Below are 23,825 nucleotides of genomic sequence, written 5' to 3' on the forward strand. Positions count from 1 at the left end.
GCCCTGGAAAGTTGATCTGAGCTCTCAGTAAATATCAATACGGTTCTGACGAGCCGCTTACCCCCATACAAAGCGGAAGCGTTTATCAACGGAAACGAGATAAAAGCAGATTATCGCGACGATAATCCCCAGAATGGCACAAAGCTCGTCGCCACCAAAACCGTTACGCATTATTTCCTCTCAGAGTTAAAAACGCCTGAGAGGAACAATAGTCATGCCGTGTGAATTCGCTGTGAAGTGCCGGGCTGTCTACGAAAAATACTGTTGTAACATCGGCGCGTCGTGGTCCTGATTGGCAGGTGCCATGTTGCCGATAGATTTGGTGCGAAACGGAATCACCTGTTCGCGACCATCGACCGTCACAATCTGATAGAACTGCGGCAGGTTGAAGTTGATGAAGCTTGAGCCGTAGGTGAAACGGTCGTGCGATGACGAGTAGAAGCGACTGACGTCACGCACCAGCTCCTCTTTACTGCCTTCGCAGTGGTGATACACCTCAACCCGGTTGCTTTCGTCGAGAATGTAGATATTAAAGCCATTCTCGTCTTGCGTTTCTTCGAAGAAGAACTGGATGATCCCTTCGCTGGCAAAGCCATCCACCACCGCAGGTAATTTGACGTGATTGGTTTCAACCTGCACTGACAGGCCGTGCAGCTTGTTATGCGAAATAGCACCATAAAACTCGATGGCGTTTTCCAGTTTCTGTACCGATACATTCAGGCGCTCGAAGAACAACCCCCAGGTTTGACCAGAAACGCGCAGCGCCTTGAAGCGCCCGGTTTCCTGACGGGTGCTGGAAAGACGCAGTTCAATGCACTCAGAAACCAGTTGCTGTACGCGAGTACGGATTAATCCGCGCAGATGCTGGCTGTAGCAGAAGACTTCAACGCTATCCGGCGGTGCGGCGTCCTGATGCATTTTGCCGAGAATGGTTTTCAGGGCTTCGATCATCGATTGCTCGCCGTTGAAGTGCAGCGTACGCACTTCGTTCCACGAGTTGCGGTACAGCAAGTCCACGCTACCTACCAGGCAATTTTGATTCTCGCCAAAGCTGAAGACATCCAGCTTACGGAAATCAAAATGCACCACCTGATTGCGGAACGCAGCTGTCGGGTCATATTCCAGGTTAACGATAATCGCCAGATGGCGGATCTCACACGGGCTGTAGAGCGCTTTTGGCGTCGGCGCAGGTAGGCGCAGCGGGAAATGGTGCGACACATCTGCAACCATCTCCTGTAACTTCGGCAAATCGACAATGCCGTTGCCTTTAATATACAAATGGGTGCGCGAGGTCAACAGGCCGTTAAACCATGCCCACGCCACCAGTTTATTCAGGTAACGGTTATATTCCAGCGGCTGATGGCTAATGATTGACTCAATATTTGGTGCGCGGTTATACAGATACCAACCTGAACGGTTAGCACGGCCCGGCGGCACATAAATAAAGGTCAGATTCGGTTCCGAGAGATCGGGGGAAATCTGCGGGTTTACCAGCGTCACTTTACCTGGCAATGCTTCAAACGCGGCATACAGTTTACGCGTCAACACGCCGATATCCTGCGGACTGGCAGAGACGCTAAGGTTATTGCGACGCGCAAAGCGGATAAGATTTCGGTAGCTCTGCATCATCGCGTCGAGCAGCTCGTTGTGCGCCTCACGCACCTGATCAATCTTCCAGTTAGCGCGGTTATCGAGCATTTCCAGACGAGCTTCATCCCAACCCCACTCGCTCACTAACTGGCTCAACACTGCGCGACGCCAGCCTACGCAGGCGCGTTCACGGCTGAGTTTTTCGCATACTTTTAAATAGAAGCAGCGACGCACTAAATCCAGACGGGTGAAATCTTCAATCGCCGTCAGGTATTCAGTAACACGCTCCAGCATCATGCAGTACGGATCGAGGCCAAACGACACAATCTCGCCGTCATGCAAACGCTGTTTGATATCTTTCGCCAGCAGACGTGGATTCGGATATTCCCAGGAATAGGCTTCCAGCAGCAGCGTTTTCAGCACCGCTTTGTAGGGAGAATCGATACTCTTATAGAGCTGCCAAAGGCTGGCACCAAAGTACTCTTCAGCAGAAAGCGAGCTTAAGCCTCCGAGATCCAGCCATTCATTAGGTGTGAGCACGCCCTGCGCGTAGAGCATCATCACGTAGTCATCGTAATGCTCTTCTTCATCGCACGGCACCATATTCCACAGAATACGCTTACCAGCAAGACGCACGGCGGTACGATAAAATTCGTCAAGCAGCAGTATATGCTGGGTAGAACCACAATCTTCGCCCCCAAGACTGCCACTTTCATTATGACGGAAACGGTTTTCATCAATCAGGAAGAAGCTGACTTCCACACCCAGCGAAGCGGCCCAGCTTTCCAGCAGGCTGCATTTACGTTGTAGTAACTGGCGCTCTTCGCTATCGAGCCAGGATTGATGGCAGACCCAGATATCCAGGTCAGAGGAACAACTTTGCCCTACGGACGAGGTGCTGCCCATGGTGTATACACCAGTAATTGGAAGCTCACCTTTCGGCGGGTCCTGTACCGACATTCCACGATACAGTTCAAGCTCGTTCAGGTAGTGGCGTTGAGTTTCATCAGGCGTGTAAAGGCAAATGCCCTTGGGAACGTTACCATCAAGGTAACCAGGCATTAGCGGATGGTGATAGTGCAACAATGTCGGCAGTAGACTGTAGACCTGTTGGAATGCAGGCCCCATAGCAGCAAGCGCGCGATCCACACGCAATTGATTTATGGCATCCAGTCTCTGTTTCAGAGTCTCAATATAGAGGTACAAGACGTATCGCCTGATTTACTACCCGTCATGACTGTGATTCCGCCAACATCAACGGTAACACGCAGCATTCGGGATATTTCGTATGTCAAAGGTAACCGTTACCACTTTTCGCGCCTGTTTTTTTTAGTTTCACGACGAAAAAATGGTCTAAAACGTGATCAATTTAACACCTTGCTGGTTGACCGTAAAGAAAGATGCGCTACATACAAGTGTAGCACCACTTATTCTCTGTAAATTCCTTATTACGACAGCGTGAAACGCCTGCCAGGATGCGTCTACGTTTCACCACAACACTGACATCGCTCTGCCAAGGATGTTAGGATGAACCACGGATGATAATGACGGTAACAAGCATGTTAGACAATGTTTTAAGAATTGCCACACGCCAAAGCCCACTTGCACTCTGGCAGGCACACTATGTCAAAGACAAGTTGATGGCGAGCCATCCGGGCCTGGAGGTTGAACTGGTACCGATGGTGACGCGTGGCGATGTGATTCTTGATACGCCGCTGGCGAAGGTCGGTGGAAAAGGCTTATTTGTGAAAGAGCTGGAAGTCGCACTCCTGGAAAATCGCGCCGATATCGCCGTGCATTCAATGAAAGATGTGCCGGTTGAATTCCCGCAAGGTCTGGGGCTGGTTACTATTTGCGAACGCGAAGATCCTCGTGATGCCTTTGTGTCCAATAACTATGACAGTCTGGATGCGTTACCGGCGGGCAGTATCGTCGGGACGTCCAGTTTACGTCGCCAGTGCCAACTGGCTGAACGCCGCCCGGACCTGATTATCCGCTCCCTGCGTGGCAACGTCGGCACTCGCCTGAGCAAACTGGATAACGGCGAATACGATGCCATCATTCTTGCCGTAGCCGGACTAAAACGTTTAGGTCTGGAGTCACGCATTCGCGCCGCGTTGCCCTCCGAGATTTCTCTTCCGGCTGTAGGACAAGGTGCGGTGGGTATTGAATGCCGCCTTGATGATACACGCACTCGCGAGCTGCTTGCCGCGCTGAATCACCACGAAACTGCACTGCGCGTTACCGCAGAACGTGCCATGAATACCCGTCTCGAAGGTGGATGTCAGGTGCCAATTGGTAGCTACGCAGAGCTTATTGATGGCGAAATCTGGCTGCGTGCGCTGGTCGGCGCGCCGGACGGTTCGCAGATTATTCGCGGTGAACGCCGCGGTGCGCCGCAGGATGCCGAACAAATGGGGATTTCGCTGGCAGAAGAGCTACTGAATAACGGCGCGCGCGAGATCCTCGCAGAAGTCTATAACGGAGACGCCCCGGCATGAGTATCCTGGTCACCCGCCCGTCTCCCGCTGGAGAAGAGTTAGTGAGCCGTCTGCGCACACTGGGGCAGGTGGCCTGGCATTTTCCGCTGATTGAGTTTTCTCCGGGTCGACAATTACCGCTACTTGCGGATCAACTGGCGGCGCTGGGTGAGAGCGATCTGCTGTTTGCCCTCTCACAACATGCGGTTGCTTTTGCCCAATCACAGCTGCATCAGCAAGATCGTAAATGGCCCCGGCACCCCACTTATTTCGCCATTGGACGCACCACCGCACTGGCGCTACATATCGTAAGCGGACAGAAGATTCTCTACCCGCAGGATCGGGAAATCAGCGAAGTCTTGCTACAATTACCTGAATTACAAAATATTGCGGGCAAACGTGCGCTGATATTACGTGGCAATGGCGGTCGTGAGCTAATTGGGGATACCCTGACGGCACGCGGTGCTGAGGTCACTTTTTGTGAATGTTATCAACGATGCGCAATCCATTACGATGGTGCAGAAGAAGCGATGCGCTGGCAATCCCGCCAGGTGACGACGGTCGTTGTTACCAGCGGTGAAATGTTGCAGCAACTCTGGTCGCTGATCCCACAATGGTATCGTGAGCACTGGTTACTACGCTGTCGGCTTTTGGTCGTCAGTGAGCGTTTGGCGAAACTCGCCCGGGAACTGGGCTGGCAAGACATTAAGGTCGCCGATAACGCTGACAACGATGCGCTATTACGGGCATTACAATAACTCTCATAACAGGAAGCCATAATGACGGAACAAGAAAAAACCTCCGCCGTGGTTGAAGAGACCAGGGAAGCCGTGGACACCACGTCACAACCTGTCGTTGCAGAAAAAAAGGGGAAGAACAATACCGCATTGATTCTCAGCGCGGTGGCTATCGCTATTGCTCTGGCGGCAGGCGTCGGTTTGTATAGCTGGGGTAAACAACAGGCCGTCAATCAGACCGCCACCAGCGATGCCCTGGCTAACCAACTTACAGCACTGCAAAAAGCCCAGGAGAGCCAAAAAGCCGAGCTGGAAGACATTATCAAGCAACAAGCTGCGCAGCTTGAGCAGGCGAATCGTCAGCAAGAAACGCTGGCAAAACAGCTGGATGAAGTCCAGCAAAAGGTCGCCACCATTTCCGGCAGCAATGCTAAAACCTGGCTGCTGGCACAAGCCGATTTCCTGGTGAAACTCGCCGGACGGAAATTGTGGAGCGATCAGGACGTCACGACCGCTGCAGCGTTACTGAAAAGTGCAGACGCCAGCCTGGCAGATATGAATGACCCGAGCCTGATTACCGTTCGCCGGGCAATTACCGATGATATCGCCAGCCTTTCTGCGGTATCGCAGGTGGATTATGACGGCATCATCCTTAAGCTGAATCAGCTTTCTAATCAGGTAGATAACCTTCGTCTGGCCGATAATGACAGCGATGGTTCGCCGATGGATTCCGACGGTGAAGAGCTTTCCAGTTCCATCAGCGAATGGCGTATCAATCTGCAAAAAAGCTGGCAAAACTTTATGGACAACTTCATTACGATTCGCCGTCGTGATGACACTGCCGTACCACTGTTAGCGCCAAATCAGGATATCTATCTGCGCGAAAATATTCGCTCTCGCCTGCTGGTCGCTGCACAAGCTGTACCGCGTCACCAGGAAGAGACTTACCGCCAGGCGCTGGAGAACGTCTCCACCTGGGTCCGTGCTTACTACGATACAGATGATGCCACCACCAAAGCGTTCCTCGAAGAGGTGGACCAGTTAAGCCAGCAAAATATCTCGATGGATCTCCCGGAAACCCTGCAAAGCCAGGCGATGCTGGAAAAACTGATGCAGACCCGCGTGCGCAATCTGCTGGCGCAACCGGCGGCAGCGGAGGCTAAACCTGCACCTGCACCGCAAGCTGATACTCCGGCAGCCGCGCCGCAAGGAGAATAACCATGCTAAAAGTGTTATTGCTCTTTGTATTGCTGATTGCGGGGATCGTGGTTGGCCCGATGATTGCCGGTCATCAGGGTTATGTATTGATCCAGACCGACAACTACAATATCGAAACCAGCGTCACTGGCCTGGCGATTATTTTGATTCTGGCGATGGTCGTGCTGTTTGCCATTGAGTGGCTACTGCGGCGGATCTTCCGCACCAGCGCACACACTCGTGGGTGGTTTGTCGGGCGTAAGCGTCGCCGTGCGCGTAAGCAGACCGAGCAGGCGCTGCTGAAACTGGCAGAAGGCGATTATCAGCAAGTTGAAAAGCTGATGGCGAAAAATGCCGATCACGCTGAACAACCGGTGGTGAACTATCTGCTGGCTGCCGAAGCTGCGCAACAACGTGGTGATGAAGCGCGCGCCAACCAACATCTGGAACGCGCAGCAGAATTGGCAGGCAACGACACCATTCCGGTAGAAATTACCCGCGTACGTCTGCAACTGGCCCGTAATGAAAATCACGCAGCTCGCCACGGCGTAGATAAGCTGCTGGAAGTGGCGCCACGCCATCCGGAAGTGCTGCGTCTGGCAGAACAGGCGTATATCCGCACCGGTGCATGGAGTTCGCTGCTGGATATTATTCCATCGATGGCGAAAGCTCACGTTGGTGATGAAGAACACCGTGCAATGCTGGAACAACAGGCATGGATTGGCTTGATGGATCAGGCGCGTGCCGATGACGGTAGCGAAGGTTTGCGAAACTGGTGGAAAAACCAAAGCCGGAAAACGCGTCATCAGGTGGCGCTGCAGGTGGCAATGGCAGAACATCTTATTGAGTGTGACGATCATGATACTGCCCAGCAAATTATCATCGACGGCCTGAAACGCCAGTATGACGATCGCCTGCTGCTGCCGATCCCGCGTCTGAAAACCAATAACCCGGAACAGCTGGAAAAAGTACTGCGCCAACAGATCAAAAACGTGGGCGATCGTCCGCTGTTGTGGAGCACACTGGGTCAGTCGCTGATGAAGCACGGCGAATGGCAGGAAGCATCGCTCGCCTTCCGTGCGGCGCTGAAACAACGCCCGGATGCCTACGATTACGCATGGCTTGCCGACGTGCTGGACAGACAGCACAAACCGGAAGAAGCCGCAGCGATGCGCCGCGACGGTTTGATGTTAACGTTGCAGAACAACCCGCCACAGTAGTTCTTTCTCACCCGGAGGCAAGCACCTCCGGGACCTTTCTGATACATAAAAAAACGCCTGCTCTTATAACGGAGCAGGCGTTAAAACAGGTCTGTATGACAACAAGTGGGTGCTTCACTCAACGTTGTGTCCATGGTGTCTGATGAGGCATAAGCGACATCTGTCAGTGGACGATAAGCACCGTAAACGGCTCTGCGTCATTCCTGAGTTTATGAGGCACTAAGGCGAACATAAGAGATGGAATGAGCATCTACGTGTTCATTATGCCACAGAGAACCGGGAAATAACATCCCTTAACACTTGTTATGAGATAATTCTGTAACCCTCTTCGCTTCCTGAGTAATAACTTCCTGAGTGAATATTTCTCCCGTGCTTGACTCTATACATATATATAATGAATGATAAAATTTATTTAATTAATAATACATATATTAATTGCAGTAAAAACTAAAAACAGCATCAATAATCAACGCGATATAATAAACCAGCCTTACATATCAACCGCGCCAGAGGTAGGATTGAAAACGCTCTCCTGATTTTCCAATTCATTTTTGGGATAAATAAATAATTTGTTTTTATCATTATTATTTATGCAACCATCCTGTCAGGGAGAGGGATCTCAATTATCAATGCTTAATTACGTCATCATTTTGATGACATGAAACCGGAGCATTTTGCATGGAATTTTCGTTTTCACCCAAACTTCTTGTTGTTGCTGTCGCCGCCGCTCTTCCTCTTATGGCCAACGCCGCAGATACCCCGTCAACCGCTACCGCGCGCGAGGGTTTTGCCGGTTACGATCACCCAAACCAGTATCTGGTTAAACCGGCAACTAAAATTGCCGACAACATGATGCCGGTAATGCAGCACCCAGCGCAGGACAAAGAAACCCAGCAAAAGCTGGCAGAACTTGAGAAAAAAACCGGTAAGAAGCCCAACGTGGTTGTTTTCTTGCTGGATGATGTGGGCTGGATGGACGTTGGCTTTAACGGCGGTGGGGTGACAGTGGGTAACCCTACACCAGATATCGACGCCGTTGCCAGCCAAGGGCTGATTTTAACCTCAGCCTATTCACAGCCCAGCTCTTCTCCGACCCGCGCAACCATCATGACCGGGCAGTACTCCATCCACCACGGCATTCTGATGCCGCCGATGTATGGGCAACCTGGTGGGCTACAAGGGTTAACCACTCTGCCGCAGTTGCTGCACGAGCAGGGCTACGTCACTCAGGCCATCGGGAAATGGCATATGGGGGAAAACAAAGAGTCGCAGCCGCAGAACGTTGGCTTTGATGATTTCCGCGGCTTTAACTCGGTGTCCGATATGTATACCGAATGGCGCGATGTTCACGTCAACCCAGAAGTCGCCCTGAGTCCAGCCCGCTCTGAGTACATCAAACAATTACCATTTAGCAAAGATGATGTTCATGCGGTGCGCGGCGGTGAGCAAAAAGCCATTGCCGATATTACGCCAAAATACATGGAGGATCTGGATCAACGCTGGATGGACTATGGCGTTAAGTTCCTCGACAAGATGGCGAAGAGCGATAAGCCTTTCTTCCTCTATTACGGCACTCGCGGCTGTCACTTCGATAACTACCCGAACGCTAAATATGCGGGAAGTTCTCCGGCACGCACCTCGTATGGCGACTGCATGGTGGAAATGAACGATATCTTCGCCAATCTGTATAAAGCACTGGAGAAAAATGGTCAGTTGGATAACACGCTGATCGTCTTTACCTCCGATAACGGTCCGGAAGCTGAAGTACCACCGCATGGTCGTACGCCATTCCGTGGTGCGAAAGGCTCGACCTGGGAAGGCGGCGTTCGCGTACCGACTTTCGTTTACTGGAAAGGCATGATCCAAGCGCGTAAATCTGACGGAATTGTCGATCTGGCAGATCTCTTCCCGACCGCGCTGGATCTGGCTGGTCATCCAGGGGCGAAAGTGGCGAATTTAGTGCCGAAAACCACCTTTATCGATGGTGTTGACCAAACATCTTTCTTCCTGGGAACAAACGGTCAGTCTAATCGTAAGGCCGAGCACTACTTCCTCAACGGCAAACTCGCCGCGGTGCGTATGGATGAGTTTAAGTATCACGTGCTGATTCAGCAACCTTACGCTTATACCCAGAGCGGATATCAGGGTGGGTTCACTGGTACAGTCCAGCAAACCGCAGGATCTGCGATGTTTAACCTGTACACCGATCCGCAAGAAAGCGACTCCATCGGCGTGCGCCATATCCCAATGGGGGTACCGCTACAAACAGAAATGCACGCCTACATGGATATCCTGAAAAAATATCCACCACGCACGCAGATTAAATCTGATTAAGCCGGCGCTATCGCTACATCGGGCCACACTGACCTTGCCGGATGCGGCGTGAACGCCTTATCCGGCCTACAAGCCTTGCAAATTCAATAAATTGTAACGTTCTGTAGGCCGGATAAGATGCGGTCAGCATCGCATCCGGCAATCAACCGCAGGCGGCCGCCGATTTCTACTTACTCACCACCATCAAATGCGCCTGCATAATGTCGCTGGCCGGGCGGCCATGCGCCAGCAAATCAGCCATTGCTTTAAGATATGGCGGCAGATGACGGAAATAACGCTGATACCCGGCACACAAATAATTCAGCCCTGGTTTGCCGCTGGCATCGAGCATAAAGCGGTGTTTCGGGCAGCCTCCCCAACATGCTTTTAACACGTTGCAACTGCGGCACTGCGCCGGTAGCCGCTTAAATTTATCTTCACCAAATGCCTGCTGCTGCGGGGAATCAATCATTTCTGCAATTGTCTGCTGAAGCATATTCCCCAGTCGATATTGCGGATAAACATAGTGATCGCAGGCGTAAACGTCGCCGTTGTGCTCAACAATCACCGAGCGTCCACAGGTCGGCTGATGATGGCAAACCGCCCCCGGCGCACCGACAAAATTGGCAAATGCCCATTCGATATTCATCACAAAAATCTTGCCGACGTCGCGTTTGATCCAGTGGTCGAATATCGCCACCAGAAATTCACCGAACTCATCGGGGCGCACCGACCATTCCGTTAGCTCACCCTGAATATCACCAGGCGCATGTAGTTTCAGTCCATCGCGGGCAGCCGTTTCATCAGCCAGGCGCTCGACCACCGGAATAAACTGGATGAATTCGACTCCCGCATCGCACAAAAAATCATAAACCTGCAACGGTTGCTGCGCGCTGGTACGGTTGACGCAGACCAGCACGTTATAGTCGACATGATGTTTTTGCAGGAGCGTCAGGGCACGCATCACCAGCTTATGCGTTGGTCTGCCGCCTTTGGTCACGCGATATTGATTGTGGATCTCAGCCGGGCCATCCAGCGATAACCCAACAAGAAAATGATGCTCCGCGAGAAACGCGCACCATTCGTCATCGAGCAGCACACCGTTAGTCTGGAAGCTGTTGCTGATCTGCCTGCCAGCCCCATATTTCGCCTGTAGCGCCACGGCACGGCGGTAAAAATCCAGCCCGAGTAACGTTGGTTCACCCCCCTGCCAGGTAAAAGCCACTTCGTTTTGGGGTTCGCTGGCAGCGATATAGTGGTGGACATACGCTTCCAGCGTGTCATCGTCCATATGCGTGACTGGCTTTTCGCGGTAAAGGGATTGTTTTTCGAGATAAAAACAGTAGTCACAGTTCAGATTACAATCGGAACCGCTCGGTTTTGCCATCACATGAAAAGCACGCGTTGGAACCTGTTGCAGCATGGTCGCTCCTTGCCTGAAGTCATCCTTAAATAAGTTAAGGGCGAAATCATACCGTGTGGCAATGAGTTATTACGGGCGTTTATTGCGAAGGGAGAGTGATGAAATGCACAGAAAACAAAAAACCCCGCCGAAGCGGGGTTCAAAATTGGTCGGCGAGAGAGGATTCGAACCTCCGACCCACTGGTCCCAAACCAGTTGCGCTACCAAGCTGCGCTACTCGCCGAAATACTGCTTTTTGAATTTTTAGTTCAATTCTTTAAAGTCGTGGTGCGAGGGGGGGGACTTGAACCCCCACGTCCGTAAGGACACTAACACCTGAAGCTAGCGCGTCTACCAATTCCGCCACCTTCGCATTGTCACAACTTCTAATAATGGGGTGGCTAATGGGATTCGAACCCACGACAACTGGAATCACAATCCAGGGCTCTACCAACTGAGCTATAGCCACCACTACAAATCTTGTTACGCGGTATTACTACCACCGCAGCTCAAGCGCCCGGACTAAATGGCGCGCCCGACAGGATTCGAACCTGAGACCTCTGCCTCCGGAGGGCAGCGCTCTATCCAGCTGAGCTACGGGCGCTTAGCGCCGTTGCGGGGGTGGATAATACGGACTTCCCCCCCCTCTGTCTAGTCCCTTTTTAAATAAATTGCTCGTTTGGTTACGGTTTGTGCGTTTTGCTGCTTATTCATCCAGCTTATGCGCTTTACCGTGCCGATTAAACCCAAAGACTTTATAAATCGCCGTCACCGCCAGCATAAAGATGATGCCGACAAACAGCGACATACGCGTATCTTCATTAAAGTACATGCCGATCAAAACGCAAATCAGGAATGCCATTGTTACGTAGTTGGCCCACGGGAACAGGATTGAGCGGAACGGATGGCTGGCAATCGCCGCTTTATGCGCACGACGAAAACGCAACTGGCTTATCAATATCACAAACCATGGCACCATCCCCGGAAGCACGCTTGCACTGTAAACGTAGACAAATACCCGCTGTGGATTGGGAATGATGTAGTTCAGGCATGAGCCAATTAGCAGGATAGCAATAGATACTGCCACACCCGCAACCGGTACGCCGTGACGGGAAACTTTCGCCATTGCCGCCGGTAACTGACGGTTTTTCGCCAGCGCGTAGAGCATACGTCCGCAACTGTACATGCCGCTGTTACAGCCAGAGAGCGCAGCCGTCAACACCACAAAGTTGATAATGCCCGCCGCTGCGGTAATACCGATTTTGGCAAAAGTCAGTACGAACGGGCTGCCGTTGCTGCCAATTTCATTCCACGGAAAAATAGTGACGATAACGAAAATCGCGCCAACGTAGAAAATCAGGATTCGCCACAGCACTTTGCCTACCGCACTGCGCAGCGTCACCTGCGGATTCTTCGCTTCACCGGCGGTGATGCCAATCAACTCCACGCCCTGGTAGGACGCCACCACGATACACAAAGCGGTGAGGAAGCCTTTCCAGCCTCCGGCAAAGAAGCCGCCATGCTCGGTCAGATTGCTAAAACCAATTGACTGACCGCCATTACCAAAGCCAAAGAAAATCACCCCCAGACCAATGACAATCATCACGATAATCGTGGTGACTTTAATCATTGCGAACCAGAACTCGATTTCACCGTACAACCGCACCGCCGCCAGATTCGCCAGCGCCACCAGCGCCACTGCGATCAATGCAGGTATCCACTGCGCCATCTCCGGGAACCAGAACTGGACATAAACGCCAATGGCGGTGATTTCAGAGATCCCTACCGCCATCCACATAAACCAGTAAGACCAGGCGGTGAGATAGCCAAAGAACGGGCTCATATAACGATGCGCGTAAACGGCGAACGAACCTGTAACCGGTTCGAGGAATAACATTTCACCCATTGAGCGCATGATGAAAAAGACGAACAGCCCGGCGATAATATAGGCCAACAATACGGATGGCCCGGCCCATTTCAGGGTACTGGCGGCCCCCATAAACAGGCCGACGCCAATGGTGCCCCCAAGGGCGATGAGTTCGATATGTCGAGCTTCCAGCCCACTCTGTAGCTCTGGTTTGTTATCTGCCATAAATCCTCGTGTTGTGTTTGCATGCTTTCCGGTGTTACCGGTTATCGTTATGGGTACATCGAGTGTTGCGAATGTTTTCGTAATTCAGGATAAATGGCAAATAAAGCATTAAAAATTTGAATGCTTTGTGTAATAAAAAAGCAGACAGGCGACGGAATGACCACTCCGTCGCTGTACAGAGAGAGGAAAATCAGAGGTTACCGGTGTAGTGCCAGCGTAAATAACGCAGTAAACGAAGCTGACGCTTAATGCGGCTCGGCTGCGAAAGCAGGCGGTAGAGCCACTCCAGCCCCAGCGTTTGCCAGATTTTCGGTGCGCGTTTCACGTGACCGGTGAAAACATCGTAAGTCCCGCCAACCCCCATATACAACGCATCTGGATGCACCAGACGGCAGTCGCGCATGAAGATCTCCTGCTTTGGCGATCCCATCGCTACGGTGACGATTTGCGCTCCGCTGGCATGAATACGTTCAAACAGCGCCTGACGCTGCTCGGGTTTAAAATAACCATCCTGACTGCCAACGATATTCACATTCCACTGGTTGCGCAGTTTAGCTTCAGTCTGCGCCAGCACTTCAGGTTTACCGCCCACAAGAAATACCGGCGTCCCTTCTTTGCCTGCGCGCGCCATCAACTCTTCCCAGAGATCGGCTCCGGCAACGCGGGAAACCTGTGCCTGCGGGTACTTTTTACGCACTGAACGTACAACGCTGATGCCATCAGCATATTTAAATTCGGCAGCGTTAATTAATTCCCTGACCTCAGCATTATCTTCAATGGTCAGCATTTTTTCGGCATTAATGGCAACCAGCGTTCCTTGCTTAAGCTGCCCGTCAGCGAACAGATAATCGAGGGCATGCTGCATATCACGCCAACCGATCAACTGTAAGCCACGCAGCGTATAGGTCGGTGCCGTGGTGTTGTTATTCATTGTTATCCTTCAACCTGCGTCCGGAGCGATGATTTTGTACGTTTATGAATGAGTCCGGCGCTTTCAAAAAGCCAGTACAACAGTTTTGCGATCATCAGACATGCGCCGAAGACCACGATAAAAAAGACTACGCGTGAGACAAACGAATCCAGCCCTTCACGCGCCAGCACGATCATATTGAAGATCGCCCCGAAGCAAAAACTGTGCAATATCGCGGCCTTATAACGATTGGTTTCGCGGTTGCCCAGTTCATACAGCCAGTCGAACCATTTAATGATCAGACCAACCACAATCGCCCCCAAAGGAATAAACAGCGCGCCCCCCATCACCACCAGTGAACCAATAAGCGTAGGCGAGATCGCCAGACCGGAGTGGTTATTCAGTACTTCCCAGGTAAAGTAGTTGGCAGAGTTTAGCACCATACTCGGGCGACCCGGCCACAGCCAGGAAGGGATAAAGACATAGAAATCGCGGACAATTGGCGCCAGTCCCTGAAAGTCGATGTTGTCGTAGTTTTGCAACAGCAACGCCAGATTCTCCCACGGCGAGAAGGTGTCGCGGGTCAGATAGAGAAACGTGTAGAACGCCTCATCGCCGCTAACGTTCATTCCATAGCGTTTTAGCGCCAGCCAGAACATGCCAACAATCCCCAGCACGCCCGCCGCCGCCAGCATCCACAACGAAATCCAGCCGCGAATAATGCCAATAAACAGGAAGATAGCGAATGCGATAATGATATTGGCGCGAGTGCCGCCGACAATCATGTAAGTCAACAAGCCAAAGGCGACCGTGCTGACGAGGAAAAACAGCCACGCTTTGCTGTTCTGGCGCAAAAAGTAGACCACCAGCATCGCCGGGATAAAAAAGTAAAAGAAGCGCTTTAACGCCACGCCGGAGACTTCGCTGGAAAAGATCTGGCTGTAGGAGTTAAGCCGGAACAGCAAAAAGCCGTTGTGCATGAAGAAGATGCCGACGCTTACCAGCGCAATGCCCATCAGGATCACCCACGTGAGATTGGTCTCCACGCGGTTCATGGTAAACAGTGGACGGCGCGGTACATCAGCAACGCGTTTGCGTAAGCGGGTTTTGTAGGTGACGTAGTAAACCGCATAGAAGCAGCCCGCAGAAAGCAACGCTTGCAACAAGATTTCTGGCGGTGCGACACCTACATCAAAGCGAAACACCAGCACGCTGGTCAGCGGGAAGCCGAAGAAAAAGGTGAGCAAAAACAGCAATGAAAAGAAGACATTGAAGTTAAAGCGCACACGGCGAAACTCAAACCAGGTCAGCGTGGCGATAAACAGCGTACAGAGCAGCCAGACAACAAACAGGCCACTGAATTGCAGCTGACTCATGCGACCTCCCCGGCGGCAATAGCCAACGCCCGCAGCCAGCCTTGCAGATAGTTAGGGCTAAAGAAGGCAATGGTGTTTTTATCCACCGACGCCAGCTGGCGCTGCGCTTCACGCACAATATCCTCGTTGAGATCGTCTGTGGTAAACAGCACCGGCAAATGCTGCTCTGTCATATCCTGCCAGAACGGATTTTCCCGGTTAAGCACACAAGGAATACCCGCCTGAATCAGTAAGCACAGCGTACCAATGCCCTGCTGGCGGGCAAAAATAAAGTAACCGAGATCGCACTGACGAAGTAGCGCCAGATAGGCGTCAAATTGCAGTTTTTCGCTCAGAACTTGCAGATTTTCTTCGCTGAATAACGCCAACCCCGCCTGGCGAACCTCATTGATATATGCATCGTTATTGGGTGGATATCCCATCGGCACCACGACTTTTACCGTATCGCCAAATTGCTGGTGAACGGCGCGTAAAGCGGTAATATGTTCATTGCTACGATCGCCGGAGTTTCCCACCAGAATGGTCATTTTCCCTTCACGTTGCCGATCGTTCGCCATCGAATTAAGAGAAGGGTCCATCCGCGTCGGGAAGTACAGCAGTTCGCCCCGCACCTTTGGATGCGTTTTGGCAAAAAAGCTCAAATCACCGCGGGTGGCAAATACACAGCCGACTCGCTTTTGCGCCAGGCGACGCAGCGGATAAAAAAGTTTATATCCCAAGCCACTGGAAAGCTCATACAGGTCTGCCCCCCAGATATGCCAGTAAAATTGGCTGGGCTTAATACCACCACTCAGCAGAGCCAGCCACAGTTTGGGATTGAACTGACCGTGGAAGAAAAATCGCTGCTGACGGTTAGCTTTTGCTTTCGCGATGACCGCTTCTGCCAGCGATTTTTTCCCAGGGAAAAATTGCACAGAAAGCGTCGGACAGCTATCACTTAAGCCCTCGTCCTTGCCAACAACCATAAACTCGCGCGCATGTTCGCTCGTCGCGGTCAGTGCGTCGTTGAAAAACCGCAAAACGGTTTGGTTATGGTGAGGAATATCCGATCCCAGTACGTGAATCAGTACAGTCATGCCCGCCTACGCCAGAGTAAAAACACGCCACAACAAAGAGAAAAATAGACGATATACGTTGCCATATATGCCTGCGCCGCACCCAGTGCGCCATGCGCAGGGATTAGCCAGTGGGCAAATACCATCAATAAAGTGAACTGGCTGACTTCTGCCAGAATATAAAACCGCAGTGACGCTTTGGCGATCACCAGATAACCAAAGACATAAGCGCCCACTTTTAACACATCCCCTACCAACTGCCAGGCAAAGAGATCGCGCATAGCGGTAAATTTATTCGACAACAACAGCCAGATAGCAAAATCACGCAGCAACCAGACAGTAAAACTCGCCGCTGCCACTGCCGGTAAAACGAATTTCAGCGATTTAACCACTTCCCGGGTGATATCGCGTTTTTCCGTTAGCCGCGACAACGTGGGCAGTAAATAGACGCTAAACGATGCCGTAATAAATTGCAGATAGGCATCGGAAATACTACTCACCCCTTGCCAGATCCCCACTTCATCCCAGCTATACTGCGCCGCCAACAGTTTACGCATCATGATGTAAGCAACGGGCAAGGTCACCGACGTAATCAACGCCATGAGCGTAAATTTGCTCAACTGCCCTGCCAGACCGTTATCCCAGCTGGGTTTCAGATAACTTAACGGGATGACACCACGTTTGATCAACATGATGGCGGCAGGAATTACCACCAGCGCGGGAATCAGCGCCAGACCCAGCAACGCCCCTTCATAACCGCCCAAACGGTAACTGACGTAGTACGCGAGAACGCCAATCACGCTGCCGACAATCAGCGATAACGCATTACCTGCGGCATCGCGAAAGCCTTTCATCAACGCCAGCAACAGGTTGCCCCAGGCGATCCCCATTTGCACCAGCGCCACTAAACGCACCAGCCCCTGATAGTCGGTATTACCAAACAATCCCTGACTGATTGGCGTAGCCGCCAGCACAAAAATCAGCGCCATCAGCGTAGAGAAGCCAAGCACCATGGCTGATGACGTTCCGACCACGCGACGTAGCTGCTGCGGATTATCATGGTACTGGGCAACGTATTTGGTTACGCCGTTAAAGATACCTGCCCCGGCAAGCACGCCAAGCACGGTAATCAACTGACGGAAATTTGCCGCCAACCCTAGCCCTGCCGGACCAAATGATACCGCCAGCAACTTACCGACCAGCAACCCGGCCCCAATCTTGACCAGTGTACTGGCCGCCGTCCACAAGGACGCTTTTGCCAACGACATATCAGGAGAAGTAGTTCAACAAGGTCGCAATTACCGTACGCTGATTGACGGGCGACAGGTTGTAGAACAGCGGCAGGCGCAGCAGGCGCTCGCTCTCTTTGGTGGTGTAGCGATCTTCACCGTGGAACTCACCAAAGCGTTCCCCCGCAGGGCAGCCGTGCAGCGGAATGTAATGGAAAACCGCCATAATTTCCGCTTCTTTCAGAAAGTTAATCAACGCGCTCCGGTCATCGATATCCCGCAGTTTAATGTAGAACATGTGCGCGTTCTGCTTACAGCCATCGGGAATCGACGGCAGCTCGATACGCCCGGCTTTTGCCAGAGGTGCTAACGCATCGTAGTAGTTTTGCCACAGCGTCAGACGTTGCTGGTTGATACGATCCGCTGCTTCCAGTTGCGCCCACAGGTACGCAGCTTGCAGATCGGACATCAAATAGCTGGAGCCAATATCGCGCCAGGTATATTTATCGACCTGACCACGGAAGAACTGGCTGCGGTTGGTGCCCTTTTCACGGATGATCTCGGCTCGTTCGATTAACGCTTTATCGTTAATCAGCGTCGCGCCGCCTTCACCACCCGCCGTGTAGTTTTTGGTTTCATGGAAGCTAAAGCAGCCAATATGACCAATGGTTCCCAGTGCACGCCCTTTGTAAGTGGACATCACGCCCTGAGCGGCATCTTCTACCACAAACAGATTATGCTTTTTCGCCAACGCCATAATGGTGTCCATTTCGCAGGCTACGCCCGCGTAATGGACCGGCACGATAACGCGCGTTTTGTCGGTGATCGCCGCTTCAATCAGCGTTTCGTCGATATTCATGGTGTCCGGACGAACATCAACAAAAACGATTTTTGCGCCACGCAGCACAAAGGCATTGGCGGTGGAGACAAAGGTGTAGCTCGGCATGATCACTTCATCACCAGGCTGGATATCGAGCAGCAGCGCCGCCATCTCCAGCGAAGCGGTGCAGGACGGCGTCAGTAACACTTTGGCGCTGCCAAAACGTTGCTCCAGCCACTGCTGGCAGCGACGGGTAAAACCGCCATCGCCGCACAGTTTGCCGCTCCCCATGGCCGACTGTATATAGTCGAGTTCGCTTCCCACCACCGGCGGTGCGTTAAATGGAATCATGTGATCACCTGTATAACCAGTACGCGGTGCTTTCTACATTCGCACCACTTTGTATGTATCGTTTAAGTGCGGCGGTGTTGCCCATCTGGGTCGCCACCCGCAACGTTGTTTTACCGCGAGCATACGCCCAGTTTAGCGCCGTTTGCATCAGCTCAGCACCTGCACCGCGTCCAGCCAGCAGGCCAATTCGCGCATCTGTCGCATTGAGTTCCCGTAAAGAGACATAGCCGCGAATATCGTCGGACGCCGAACGTAAAACCAGACATTGATGATCAAAGGTGCCGCGCACGGCATTTTCAATCCACTGCGCATAAAAGCGACCGCTGGCGTCGGGCGCATACCACGGCGCACGAAAACGACTTTGCGCAAATGCGTCGCTGGCTAACTGACGTAATGCGGGAATATCGGTCTCTTGAGCCACTTCTGCGCCGCTATCACTGACATTGTTCACGGATAGGGCCAAATCAACTTCACCCTCTACCAGGCAGAATCCCAGCTGTTGCAGGGCATCCAGTTCGCCAGTATTTGATGCTGCAATTTTGGCCTGCACCCGTGACCACGGCGCTAACACCTCTGGCGTCAGGAGTGGCGCATCAGGACTAATGCGCACAATGGCGCTGTTAACACCAAAGAAGGTGTTTTCCCAGGTTAGTGGCTCAATACTGGCGCGGACGGGCACGGAGTAACTCCAGCAGATATTGGCCGTAGCCAGTTTTCGCTAATGAACTGGCGGCACGCTTCAGGCCTTCGTCATCAAGCCAGCCATTACGCCAGGCAATCTCTTCCAGGCAGGCAATTTTAAAGCCCTGGCGTTTTTCCACCGTCTGTACAAAGGTGCTGGCTTCAATCAGGCTGTCATGTGTGCCGGTGTCCAGCCAGGCAAATCCGCGCCCAAGCAGCTCAACGGTCAGGTTGCCCGCCTCAAGGTACATCTGGTTGATGGAGGTAATCTCCAGTTCACCACGCTCCGACGGCTTCACCTGCTTTGCGTACTCCACGACTTTACTGTCGTAGAAATAAAGCCCGGTCACCGCCCAGTTTGATTTCGGCTGTTTTGGCTTTTCTTCCAGCGAGATAGCGCGGAAATTGTCGTCAAACTCCACCACGCCAAAGCGTTCCGGATCCATTACCTGATAACCAAATACCGTCGCCCCTTCCGTGCGCGCCGCAACATGACGCAGCTTCGGACTGAAGCCCTGACCGAAGAAGATGTTATCGCCCAGCACCAGACAAGAAGGTTCACCGTTAAGGAAGGTTTCACCGATGATAAAGGCCTGCGCCAGCCCGTCCGGGCTGGGCTGTTCGGCATATTCCAGTTGGATACCGAACTCACTACCATCGCCCAGCAGGCGCTGGAAATAACCTTTATCTTCCGGCGTAGTGATGATGAGAATTTCGCGGATACCGGCCAGCATCAGCACCGACAGCGGATAGTAAATCATTGGCTTATCGTAAATCGGCAACAGTTGCTTCGATACGCCGCGCGTAATCGGATGCAATCGGGTACCAGAACCGCCCGCCAGGATAATACCTTTCATGTTTGCCTCCGCTGAAAATTAGCCTTTCAGACCTAAACGCTCGCCCTGATAGCTGCCATCCTGCACCTGCTTCCACCAGCTTTCATTAGCCAGATACCACTGCACCGTTTTACGCATTCCACTTTCAAAGGTTTCCTGCGGCAGCCAGCCAAGTTCACGGGCAATTTTCGAAGCATCAATGGCATAGCGCAGATCATGCCCCGGACGGTCAGCGACAAAGGTGATCAGATCACGATAGTGCGCCACGCCGTGCGGCTTGTTCGGGGCCAGTTCTTCCAGCAGCTCGCAAATGGTTTCCACAACGTCGAGATTCTTACGCTCGTTGTGACCACCAATATTATAGGTTTCGCCAACTTTCCCGGTGGTCGCCACGCAATACAACGCGCGGGCGTGATCTTCAACATACAGCCAGTCACGGATTTGCTGCCCGTTGCCATATACCGGCAGCGGTTTACCCGCCAGCGCATTGAGGATCATCAGCGGGATCAGTTTTTCCGGAAAGTGGTAAGGGCCGTAGTTATTTGAGCAATTGGTAATAAGCGTCGGCAGACCGTAGGTCCGCAGCCAGGCGCGCACCAGATGGTCGCTGCTGGCTTTTGACGCGGAATAAGGGCTGCTTGGCGCATACGGCGTTGTTTCGGTAAAGAAATCATCCGTCGAGTGCAGGTCACCGTATACTTCGTCGGTGGAGATATGATGAAAACGGAACGCTGATTTTTTATCTTCTGCCAGCGCATTCCAGTAAGTCCGCGCCGCTTCAAGCAGTGTGTAAGTCCCAACAATATTGGTTTCGATAAACGCTGCCGGACCGTCAATAGAACGGTCAACATGGCTTTCGGCTGCCAGATGCATGACACAGTCTGGCTGATGCCAGGTGAAAACGCGTGCCATCTCTTCCCGATCGCAGATATCAACTTTCTCAAAGGCAAAGCGATCGCTTTGCGCGACCGGTGCCAGCGACATCAGGTTTCCGGCGTAGGTCAGCTTATCGACCACCACCACCGCATCACTCGTTTCGTTGATGATATAACGCACCAGCGCCGAGCCAATAAACCCGGCACCGCCTGTCACCAGAATCTTTCTCATCAGCGCCAGACTCCTTTGGCATCCACCACATACTGCTGCTGGACATTATCGCCACTGATGGCTTTGAACTGGTTGTGATCGACCAGCATCACCAGCACATCAGCCATCGCCAGCGCGTCGTCAAGCTGCGCCAGAGTACAAATCCCGGTCAGTTTTTTCGGCAACTGGTGGATGTTAGGCTCAACAACCAACGTTTCGCCGCTGTGCCACCGGGCGATCAGTTCAGCGATTTCCATCGCCGGGCTTTCGCGCAGGTCATCAATATTCGGTTTAAACGCCAGACCAAAGCAGGCGATTTTCAGTTCACTGGCGCGTTTATTGGTCGCCGACAGACAGTCGGCAACTGCCGCTTTTACCTGATCGATAACCCAGAACGGTTTGTGATCGTTTACTTCGCGCGCGGTACGGATCAGTCGCGCCTGCTGCGGGTTCTGTGCCACGATAAACCACGGATCAACCGCGATGCAGTGACCGCCCACGCCAGGACCAGGCTGAAGAATATTGACGCGCGGGTGGCGATTCGCCAGGCGAATCAGTTCCCAGACGTTAATTCCCTGATCGGCACAAATCAGCGACAATTCATTAGCAAAAGCGATATTCACATCGCGGAAGCTGTTTTCGGTGAGCTTACACATTTCTGCCGTCCGCGAGTTAGTGACGACACACTCACCTTCGAGGAAGATTCCGTAAAGCTCACTGGCGCGGGCCGAACAAACCGGCGTCATACCGCCAATCACGCGATCGTTTTTAATCAGCTCGACCATTACCTGTCCCGGTAATACGCGTTCCGGGCAGTAAGCAATATTCACGTCTGCCTGCTCACCCACCTGCTGTGGGAAAGTCAGGTCCGGACGCATCTCTGCTAACCATTCTGCCATCTTCTCGGTTGCCCCCACCGGCGAGGTGGATTCAAGGATCACCAACGCGCCTTTTTTCAGCACTGGCGCAATGGAGCGAGCAGCCGATTCAACGTAGGCCATATCTGGCTCATGATCGCCTTTAAACGGCGTGGGTACAGCAATCAGCCAGGCATCCGCTTCAACCGGCGTCGTGCTCGCTCGTAAAAAACCACCTTCTACGGCAGTTTTTACTACGCTCGCCAAATCAGGTTCGACGATATGGATTTCGCCACGATTGATGGTATCAACGGCTTGTTGGTTGATATCGACACCAATCACCTGTTTTTGCCGTGAGGCAAACGCAGCTGCTGTAGGCAGCCCGATGTAACCCAGCCCGATAACAGAAATGGTCGCAAAACTCATAGTGATATCCGATTATTTTTTAACGCTTCCAAAATGCGAGAGCATGCCTGACCATCACCATACGGGTTATGGGCGCGGCTCATAGCTTGATATTCATTTTCGTCTTTTAAAAGACGCGTCACTTCCTCGACAATTCGCTGCGTATCCGTGCCTACCAGACGCACCGTACCCGCCGTCACCGCTTCCGGACGCTCAGTGGTATCGCGCATCACCAGCACCGGTTTCCCCAGCGAAGGCGCTTCTTCCTGAATGCCACCTGAGTCGGTCAAAATCAGCCAGGCGTGGTTCATCAGCCAGACAAACGGTAAATACTCCTGGGGCTCGATCAGAATGACATTTTTCACGTGCCCCAGAATGCGATTGACCGGCTCTCTGACGTTCGGGTTGAGATGCACCGGATAGACAATCTGGATGTCCTGGTGCGTGGTGGCGATGTCAGCCAGCGCATGGCAGATTTCCTCAAAGCCACGACCAAAACTCTCACGCCTGTGACCGGTCACCAGAATCATCTTTTTATTGGGGTCGATAAACGGGTAATTTGCCGCCAGTTCTGAACGCAGCGTATCGCTGCTCATCACCTGGTCACGCACCCATAACAATGCATCAATAACTGTATTACCGGTAATGAAGATTCGGCTGTCCGCAACGTTTTCACGCAGCAAGTTTTGCCGGGAAGTTTCGGTTGGAGAGAAGTGATACATCGCCAGATGCCCGGTCAATGCACGGTTAGCCTCTTCCGGCCACGGCGAATAGAGATCGCCCGTGCGCAGACCAGCCTCAACATGACCAACAGGAATACGCTGATAAAACGCTGCCAGGCTGGTTGCCAACGTCGTAGTAGTATCGCCGTGAACCAGCACAACGTCTGGTTTGAATTCGGCAAGAATAGGTTTTAGCCCTTCCAGAATCCGACAGGTTATCTCAGTCAGACCCTGTCCTGGCTGCATTATGTTGAGATCGTAGTCAGGTACAATGGAAAAGAGTTTCAGCACCTGATCGAGCATCTCCCGATGTTGCGCAGTGACGCAAACTTTAGCCTCAAAAAAAGGATCTTTTGCCAACGCATGCACCAATGGCGCCATCTTGATGGCTTCCGGGCGCGTACCAAATACAGTCAGTACTTTCACATCGATTCTCTTCGAATAAGCGGCGAGCGCCTTTGCGCTC

Annotated in this window: 18 protein-coding genes and 4 tRNA genes; 5 read left to right on the forward strand and 17 right to left on the reverse strand. The window is 52.4% G+C overall.

The genetic code is table 11. The features are described 5' to 3' along the window. Positions 1–249: 249 nt before the first annotated feature. Entirely contained in the window at positions 250–2,796 is a 2,547-nt protein-coding gene (gene cyaA, locus A7090_RS03480) for a class I adenylate cyclase (RefSeq protein ID WP_105273043.1), read from the reverse strand. Positions 2,797–3,149: 353 nt separating this feature from the next. Between cyaA and hemC the strand changes: the two genes are divergently transcribed. The 5 genes from hemC to aslA all read left to right on the forward strand — a co-directional run bounded on the left by hemC (position 3,150) and on the right by aslA (position 9,558). Beyond that, positions 3,150–4,091, forward strand: a complete 942-nt coding sequence (hemC, locus tag A7090_RS03490) for a hydroxymethylbilane synthase (protein WP_105273045.1) — start codon at positions 3,150–3,152, stop codon at positions 4,089–4,091. After that, complete coding sequence (hemD, locus tag A7090_RS03495; RefSeq protein ID WP_105273046.1) at positions 4,088–4,828, forward strand: uroporphyrinogen-III synthase; 741 nt, start codon at positions 4,088–4,090, stop codon at positions 4,826–4,828. The genes hemC and hemD overlap by 4 nt, the downstream gene beginning before the upstream one ends. A gap of 21 nt (positions 4,829–4,849) precedes the next feature. After that, the gene (hemX, locus tag A7090_RS03500; protein WP_105273047.1) at positions 4,850–6,025 is read left to right on the forward strand and encodes a uroporphyrinogen-III C-methyltransferase; all 1,176 of its coding nucleotides are present in this window, start codon (positions 4,850–4,852) and stop codon (positions 6,023–6,025) included. A 2-nt stretch (positions 6,026–6,027) separates the two neighbouring features. Continuing rightward, positions 6,028–7,224 (forward strand): protoheme IX biogenesis protein HemY, encoded by a 1,197-nt coding sequence (gene hemY, locus A7090_RS03505; RefSeq protein WP_105273048.1) that lies wholly within the window; start codon positions 6,028–6,030, stop codon positions 7,222–7,224. 678 nt (positions 7,225–7,902) lie between these two features. Further along, positions 7,903–9,558 carry an arylsulfatase AslA gene (aslA, locus tag A7090_RS03510; RefSeq protein ID WP_105273049.1) on the forward strand — a complete coding sequence of 552 codons (1,656 nt, stop codon included), beginning with the start codon at positions 7,903–7,905 and terminating at the stop codon, positions 9,556–9,558. Between the two features lie 166 nt (positions 9,559–9,724). On the opposite strand, the gene A7090_RS03515 is transcribed toward aslA, so the two are convergent. From A7090_RS03515 to wecB, 16 genes are all read right to left on the reverse strand, one after another. Beyond that, positions 9,725–10,960 (reverse strand): anaerobic sulfatase maturase, encoded by a 1,236-nt coding sequence (locus A7090_RS03515; protein WP_105273050.1) that lies wholly within the window; start codon positions 10,958–10,960, stop codon positions 9,725–9,727. Between the two features lie 146 nt (positions 10,961–11,106). After that, positions 11,107–11,183, reverse strand: a tRNA-Pro gene (locus tag A7090_RS03520). A 42-nt stretch (positions 11,184–11,225) separates the two neighbouring features. Continuing rightward, a tRNA-Leu gene (locus A7090_RS03525) sits at positions 11,226–11,312 on the reverse strand. Between the two features lie 20 nt (positions 11,313–11,332). Continuing rightward, positions 11,333–11,408, reverse strand: a tRNA-His gene (locus A7090_RS03530). A gap of 58 nt (positions 11,409–11,466) precedes the next feature. After that, a tRNA-Arg gene (locus A7090_RS03535) sits at positions 11,467–11,543 on the reverse strand. A 102-nt stretch (positions 11,544–11,645) separates the two neighbouring features. Next, positions 11,646–13,031: a bifunctional threonine/serine APC transporter ThrP gene (gene thrP, locus A7090_RS03540; protein WP_105273051.1), complete on the reverse strand. Its 1,386-nt coding sequence runs from the start codon at positions 13,029–13,031 to the stop codon at positions 11,646–11,648. Positions 13,032–13,221: 190 nt separating this feature from the next. Then, positions 13,222–13,962 carry a lipopolysaccharide N-acetylmannosaminouronosyltransferase gene (gene wecG, locus A7090_RS03545; protein ID WP_001064038.1) on the reverse strand — a complete coding sequence of 247 codons (741 nt, stop codon included), beginning with the start codon at positions 13,960–13,962 and terminating at the stop codon, positions 13,222–13,224. A gap of 2 nt (positions 13,963–13,964) precedes the next feature. Further along, entirely contained in the window at positions 13,965–15,317 is a 1,353-nt protein-coding gene (gene wzyE / locus A7090_RS03550) for an ECA oligosaccharide polymerase (protein ID WP_105273052.1), read from the reverse strand. Further along, the gene (gene rffT / locus A7090_RS03555) at positions 15,314–16,393 is read right to left on the reverse strand and encodes a TDP-N-acetylfucosamine:lipid II N-acetylfucosaminyltransferase (protein ID WP_105273053.1); all 1,080 of its coding nucleotides are present in this window, start codon (positions 16,391–16,393) and stop codon (positions 15,314–15,316) included. The genes wzyE and rffT overlap by 4 nt, the downstream gene beginning before the upstream one ends. Then, positions 16,390–17,640, reverse strand: a complete 1,251-nt coding sequence (wzxE, locus tag A7090_RS03560; RefSeq protein ID WP_105273054.1) for a lipid III flippase WzxE — start codon at positions 17,638–17,640, stop codon at positions 16,390–16,392. Before wzxE ends, rffT begins: the two co-directional genes overlap by 4 nt. Before the next feature lies 1 nt (position 17,641). Further along, a complete protein-coding gene (gene rffA, locus A7090_RS03565; protein WP_105273055.1) occupies positions 17,642–18,772 on the reverse strand; it encodes a dTDP-4-amino-4,6-dideoxygalactose transaminase in 1,131 nt (376 codons plus the stop codon). Positions 18,773–18,776: 4 nt separating this feature from the next. Continuing rightward, positions 18,777–19,451, reverse strand: coding sequence for a dTDP-4-amino-4,6-dideoxy-D-galactose acyltransferase (gene rffC / locus A7090_RS03570; protein ID WP_105273056.1), 675 nt, complete (start codon positions 19,449–19,451; stop codon positions 18,777–18,779). Next, entirely contained in the window at positions 19,429–20,310 is an 882-nt protein-coding gene (gene rfbA, locus A7090_RS03575; RefSeq protein ID WP_105273057.1) for a glucose-1-phosphate thymidylyltransferase RfbA, read from the reverse strand. Before rfbA ends, rffC begins: the two co-directional genes overlap by 23 nt. An 18-nt stretch (positions 20,311–20,328) precedes the next feature. Then, positions 20,329–21,396, reverse strand: coding sequence for a dTDP-glucose 4,6-dehydratase (gene rffG, locus A7090_RS03580; RefSeq protein ID WP_105273058.1), 1,068 nt, complete (start codon positions 21,394–21,396; stop codon positions 20,329–20,331). Then, positions 21,396–22,658: a UDP-N-acetyl-D-mannosamine dehydrogenase gene (wecC, locus tag A7090_RS03585; protein WP_105273059.1), complete on the reverse strand. Its 1,263-nt coding sequence runs from the start codon at positions 22,656–22,658 to the stop codon at positions 21,396–21,398. The genes rffG and wecC overlap by 1 nt, the downstream gene beginning before the upstream one ends. Then, positions 22,655–23,785 (reverse strand): non-hydrolyzing UDP-N-acetylglucosamine 2-epimerase, encoded by a 1,131-nt coding sequence (wecB, locus tag A7090_RS03590; RefSeq protein ID WP_105273060.1) that lies wholly within the window; start codon positions 23,783–23,785, stop codon positions 22,655–22,657. The genes wecC and wecB overlap by 4 nt, the downstream gene beginning before the upstream one ends. Positions 23,786–23,825: the final 40 nt, after the last annotated feature.

Origin of the sequence: Escherichia sp. MOD1-EC7003 (assembly GCF_002965065.1) — a bacterium.
Classification (GTDB): domain Bacteria; phylum Pseudomonadota; class Gammaproteobacteria; order Enterobacterales; family Enterobacteriaceae; genus Escherichia.

Bases quoted from the DNA above. Each gene is read 5' to 3' on its own strand.
- hemC (WP_105273045.1), top strand. From the start codon at position 3,150: ATGTTAGACAATGTTTTAAGAATTGCCACACGCCAAAGCCCACTTGCA.
- hemD (WP_105273046.1), top strand. From the start codon at position 4,088: ATGAGTATCCTGGTCACCCGCCCGTCTCCCGCTGGAGAAGAGTTAGTG.
- hemX (WP_105273047.1), top strand. From the start codon at position 4,850: ATGACGGAACAAGAAAAAACCTCCGCCGTGGTTGAAGAGACCAGGGAA.
- hemY (WP_105273048.1), top strand. From the start codon at position 6,028: ATGCTAAAAGTGTTATTGCTCTTTGTATTGCTGATTGCGGGGATCGTG.
- aslA (WP_105273049.1), top strand. From the start codon at position 7,903: ATGGAATTTTCGTTTTCACCCAAACTTCTTGTTGTTGCTGTCGCCGCC.
- A7090_RS03515 (WP_105273050.1), bottom strand. From the start codon at position 10,960: ATGCTGCAACAGGTTCCAACGCGTGCTTTTCATGTGATGGCAAAACCG.
- thrP (WP_105273051.1), bottom strand. From the start codon at position 13,031: ATGGCAGATAACAAACCAGAGCTACAGAGTGGGCTGGAAGCTCGACAT.
- wecG (WP_001064038.1), bottom strand. From the start codon at position 13,962: ATGAATAACAACACCACGGCACCGACCTATACGCTGCGTGGCTTACAG.
- wzyE (WP_105273052.1), bottom strand. From the start codon at position 15,317: ATGAGTCAGCTGCAATTCAGTGGCCTGTTTGTTGTCTGGCTGCTCTGT.
- rffT (WP_105273053.1), bottom strand. From the start codon at position 16,393: ATGACTGTACTGATTCACGTACTGGGATCGGATATTCCTCACCATAAC.
- wzxE (WP_105273054.1), bottom strand. From the start codon at position 17,640: ATGTCGTTGGCAAAAGCGTCCTTGTGGACGGCGGCCAGTACACTGGTC.
- rffA (WP_105273055.1), bottom strand. From the start codon at position 18,772: ATGATTCCATTTAACGCACCGCCGGTGGTGGGAAGCGAACTCGACTAT.
- rfbA (WP_105273057.1), bottom strand. From the start codon at position 20,310: ATGAAAGGTATTATCCTGGCGGGCGGTTCTGGTACCCGATTGCATCCG.
- rffG (WP_105273058.1), bottom strand. From the start codon at position 21,396: ATGAGAAAGATTCTGGTGACAGGCGGTGCCGGGTTTATTGGCTCGGCG.
- wecC (WP_105273059.1), bottom strand. From the start codon at position 22,658: ATGAGTTTTGCGACCATTTCTGTTATCGGGCTGGGTTACATCGGGCTG.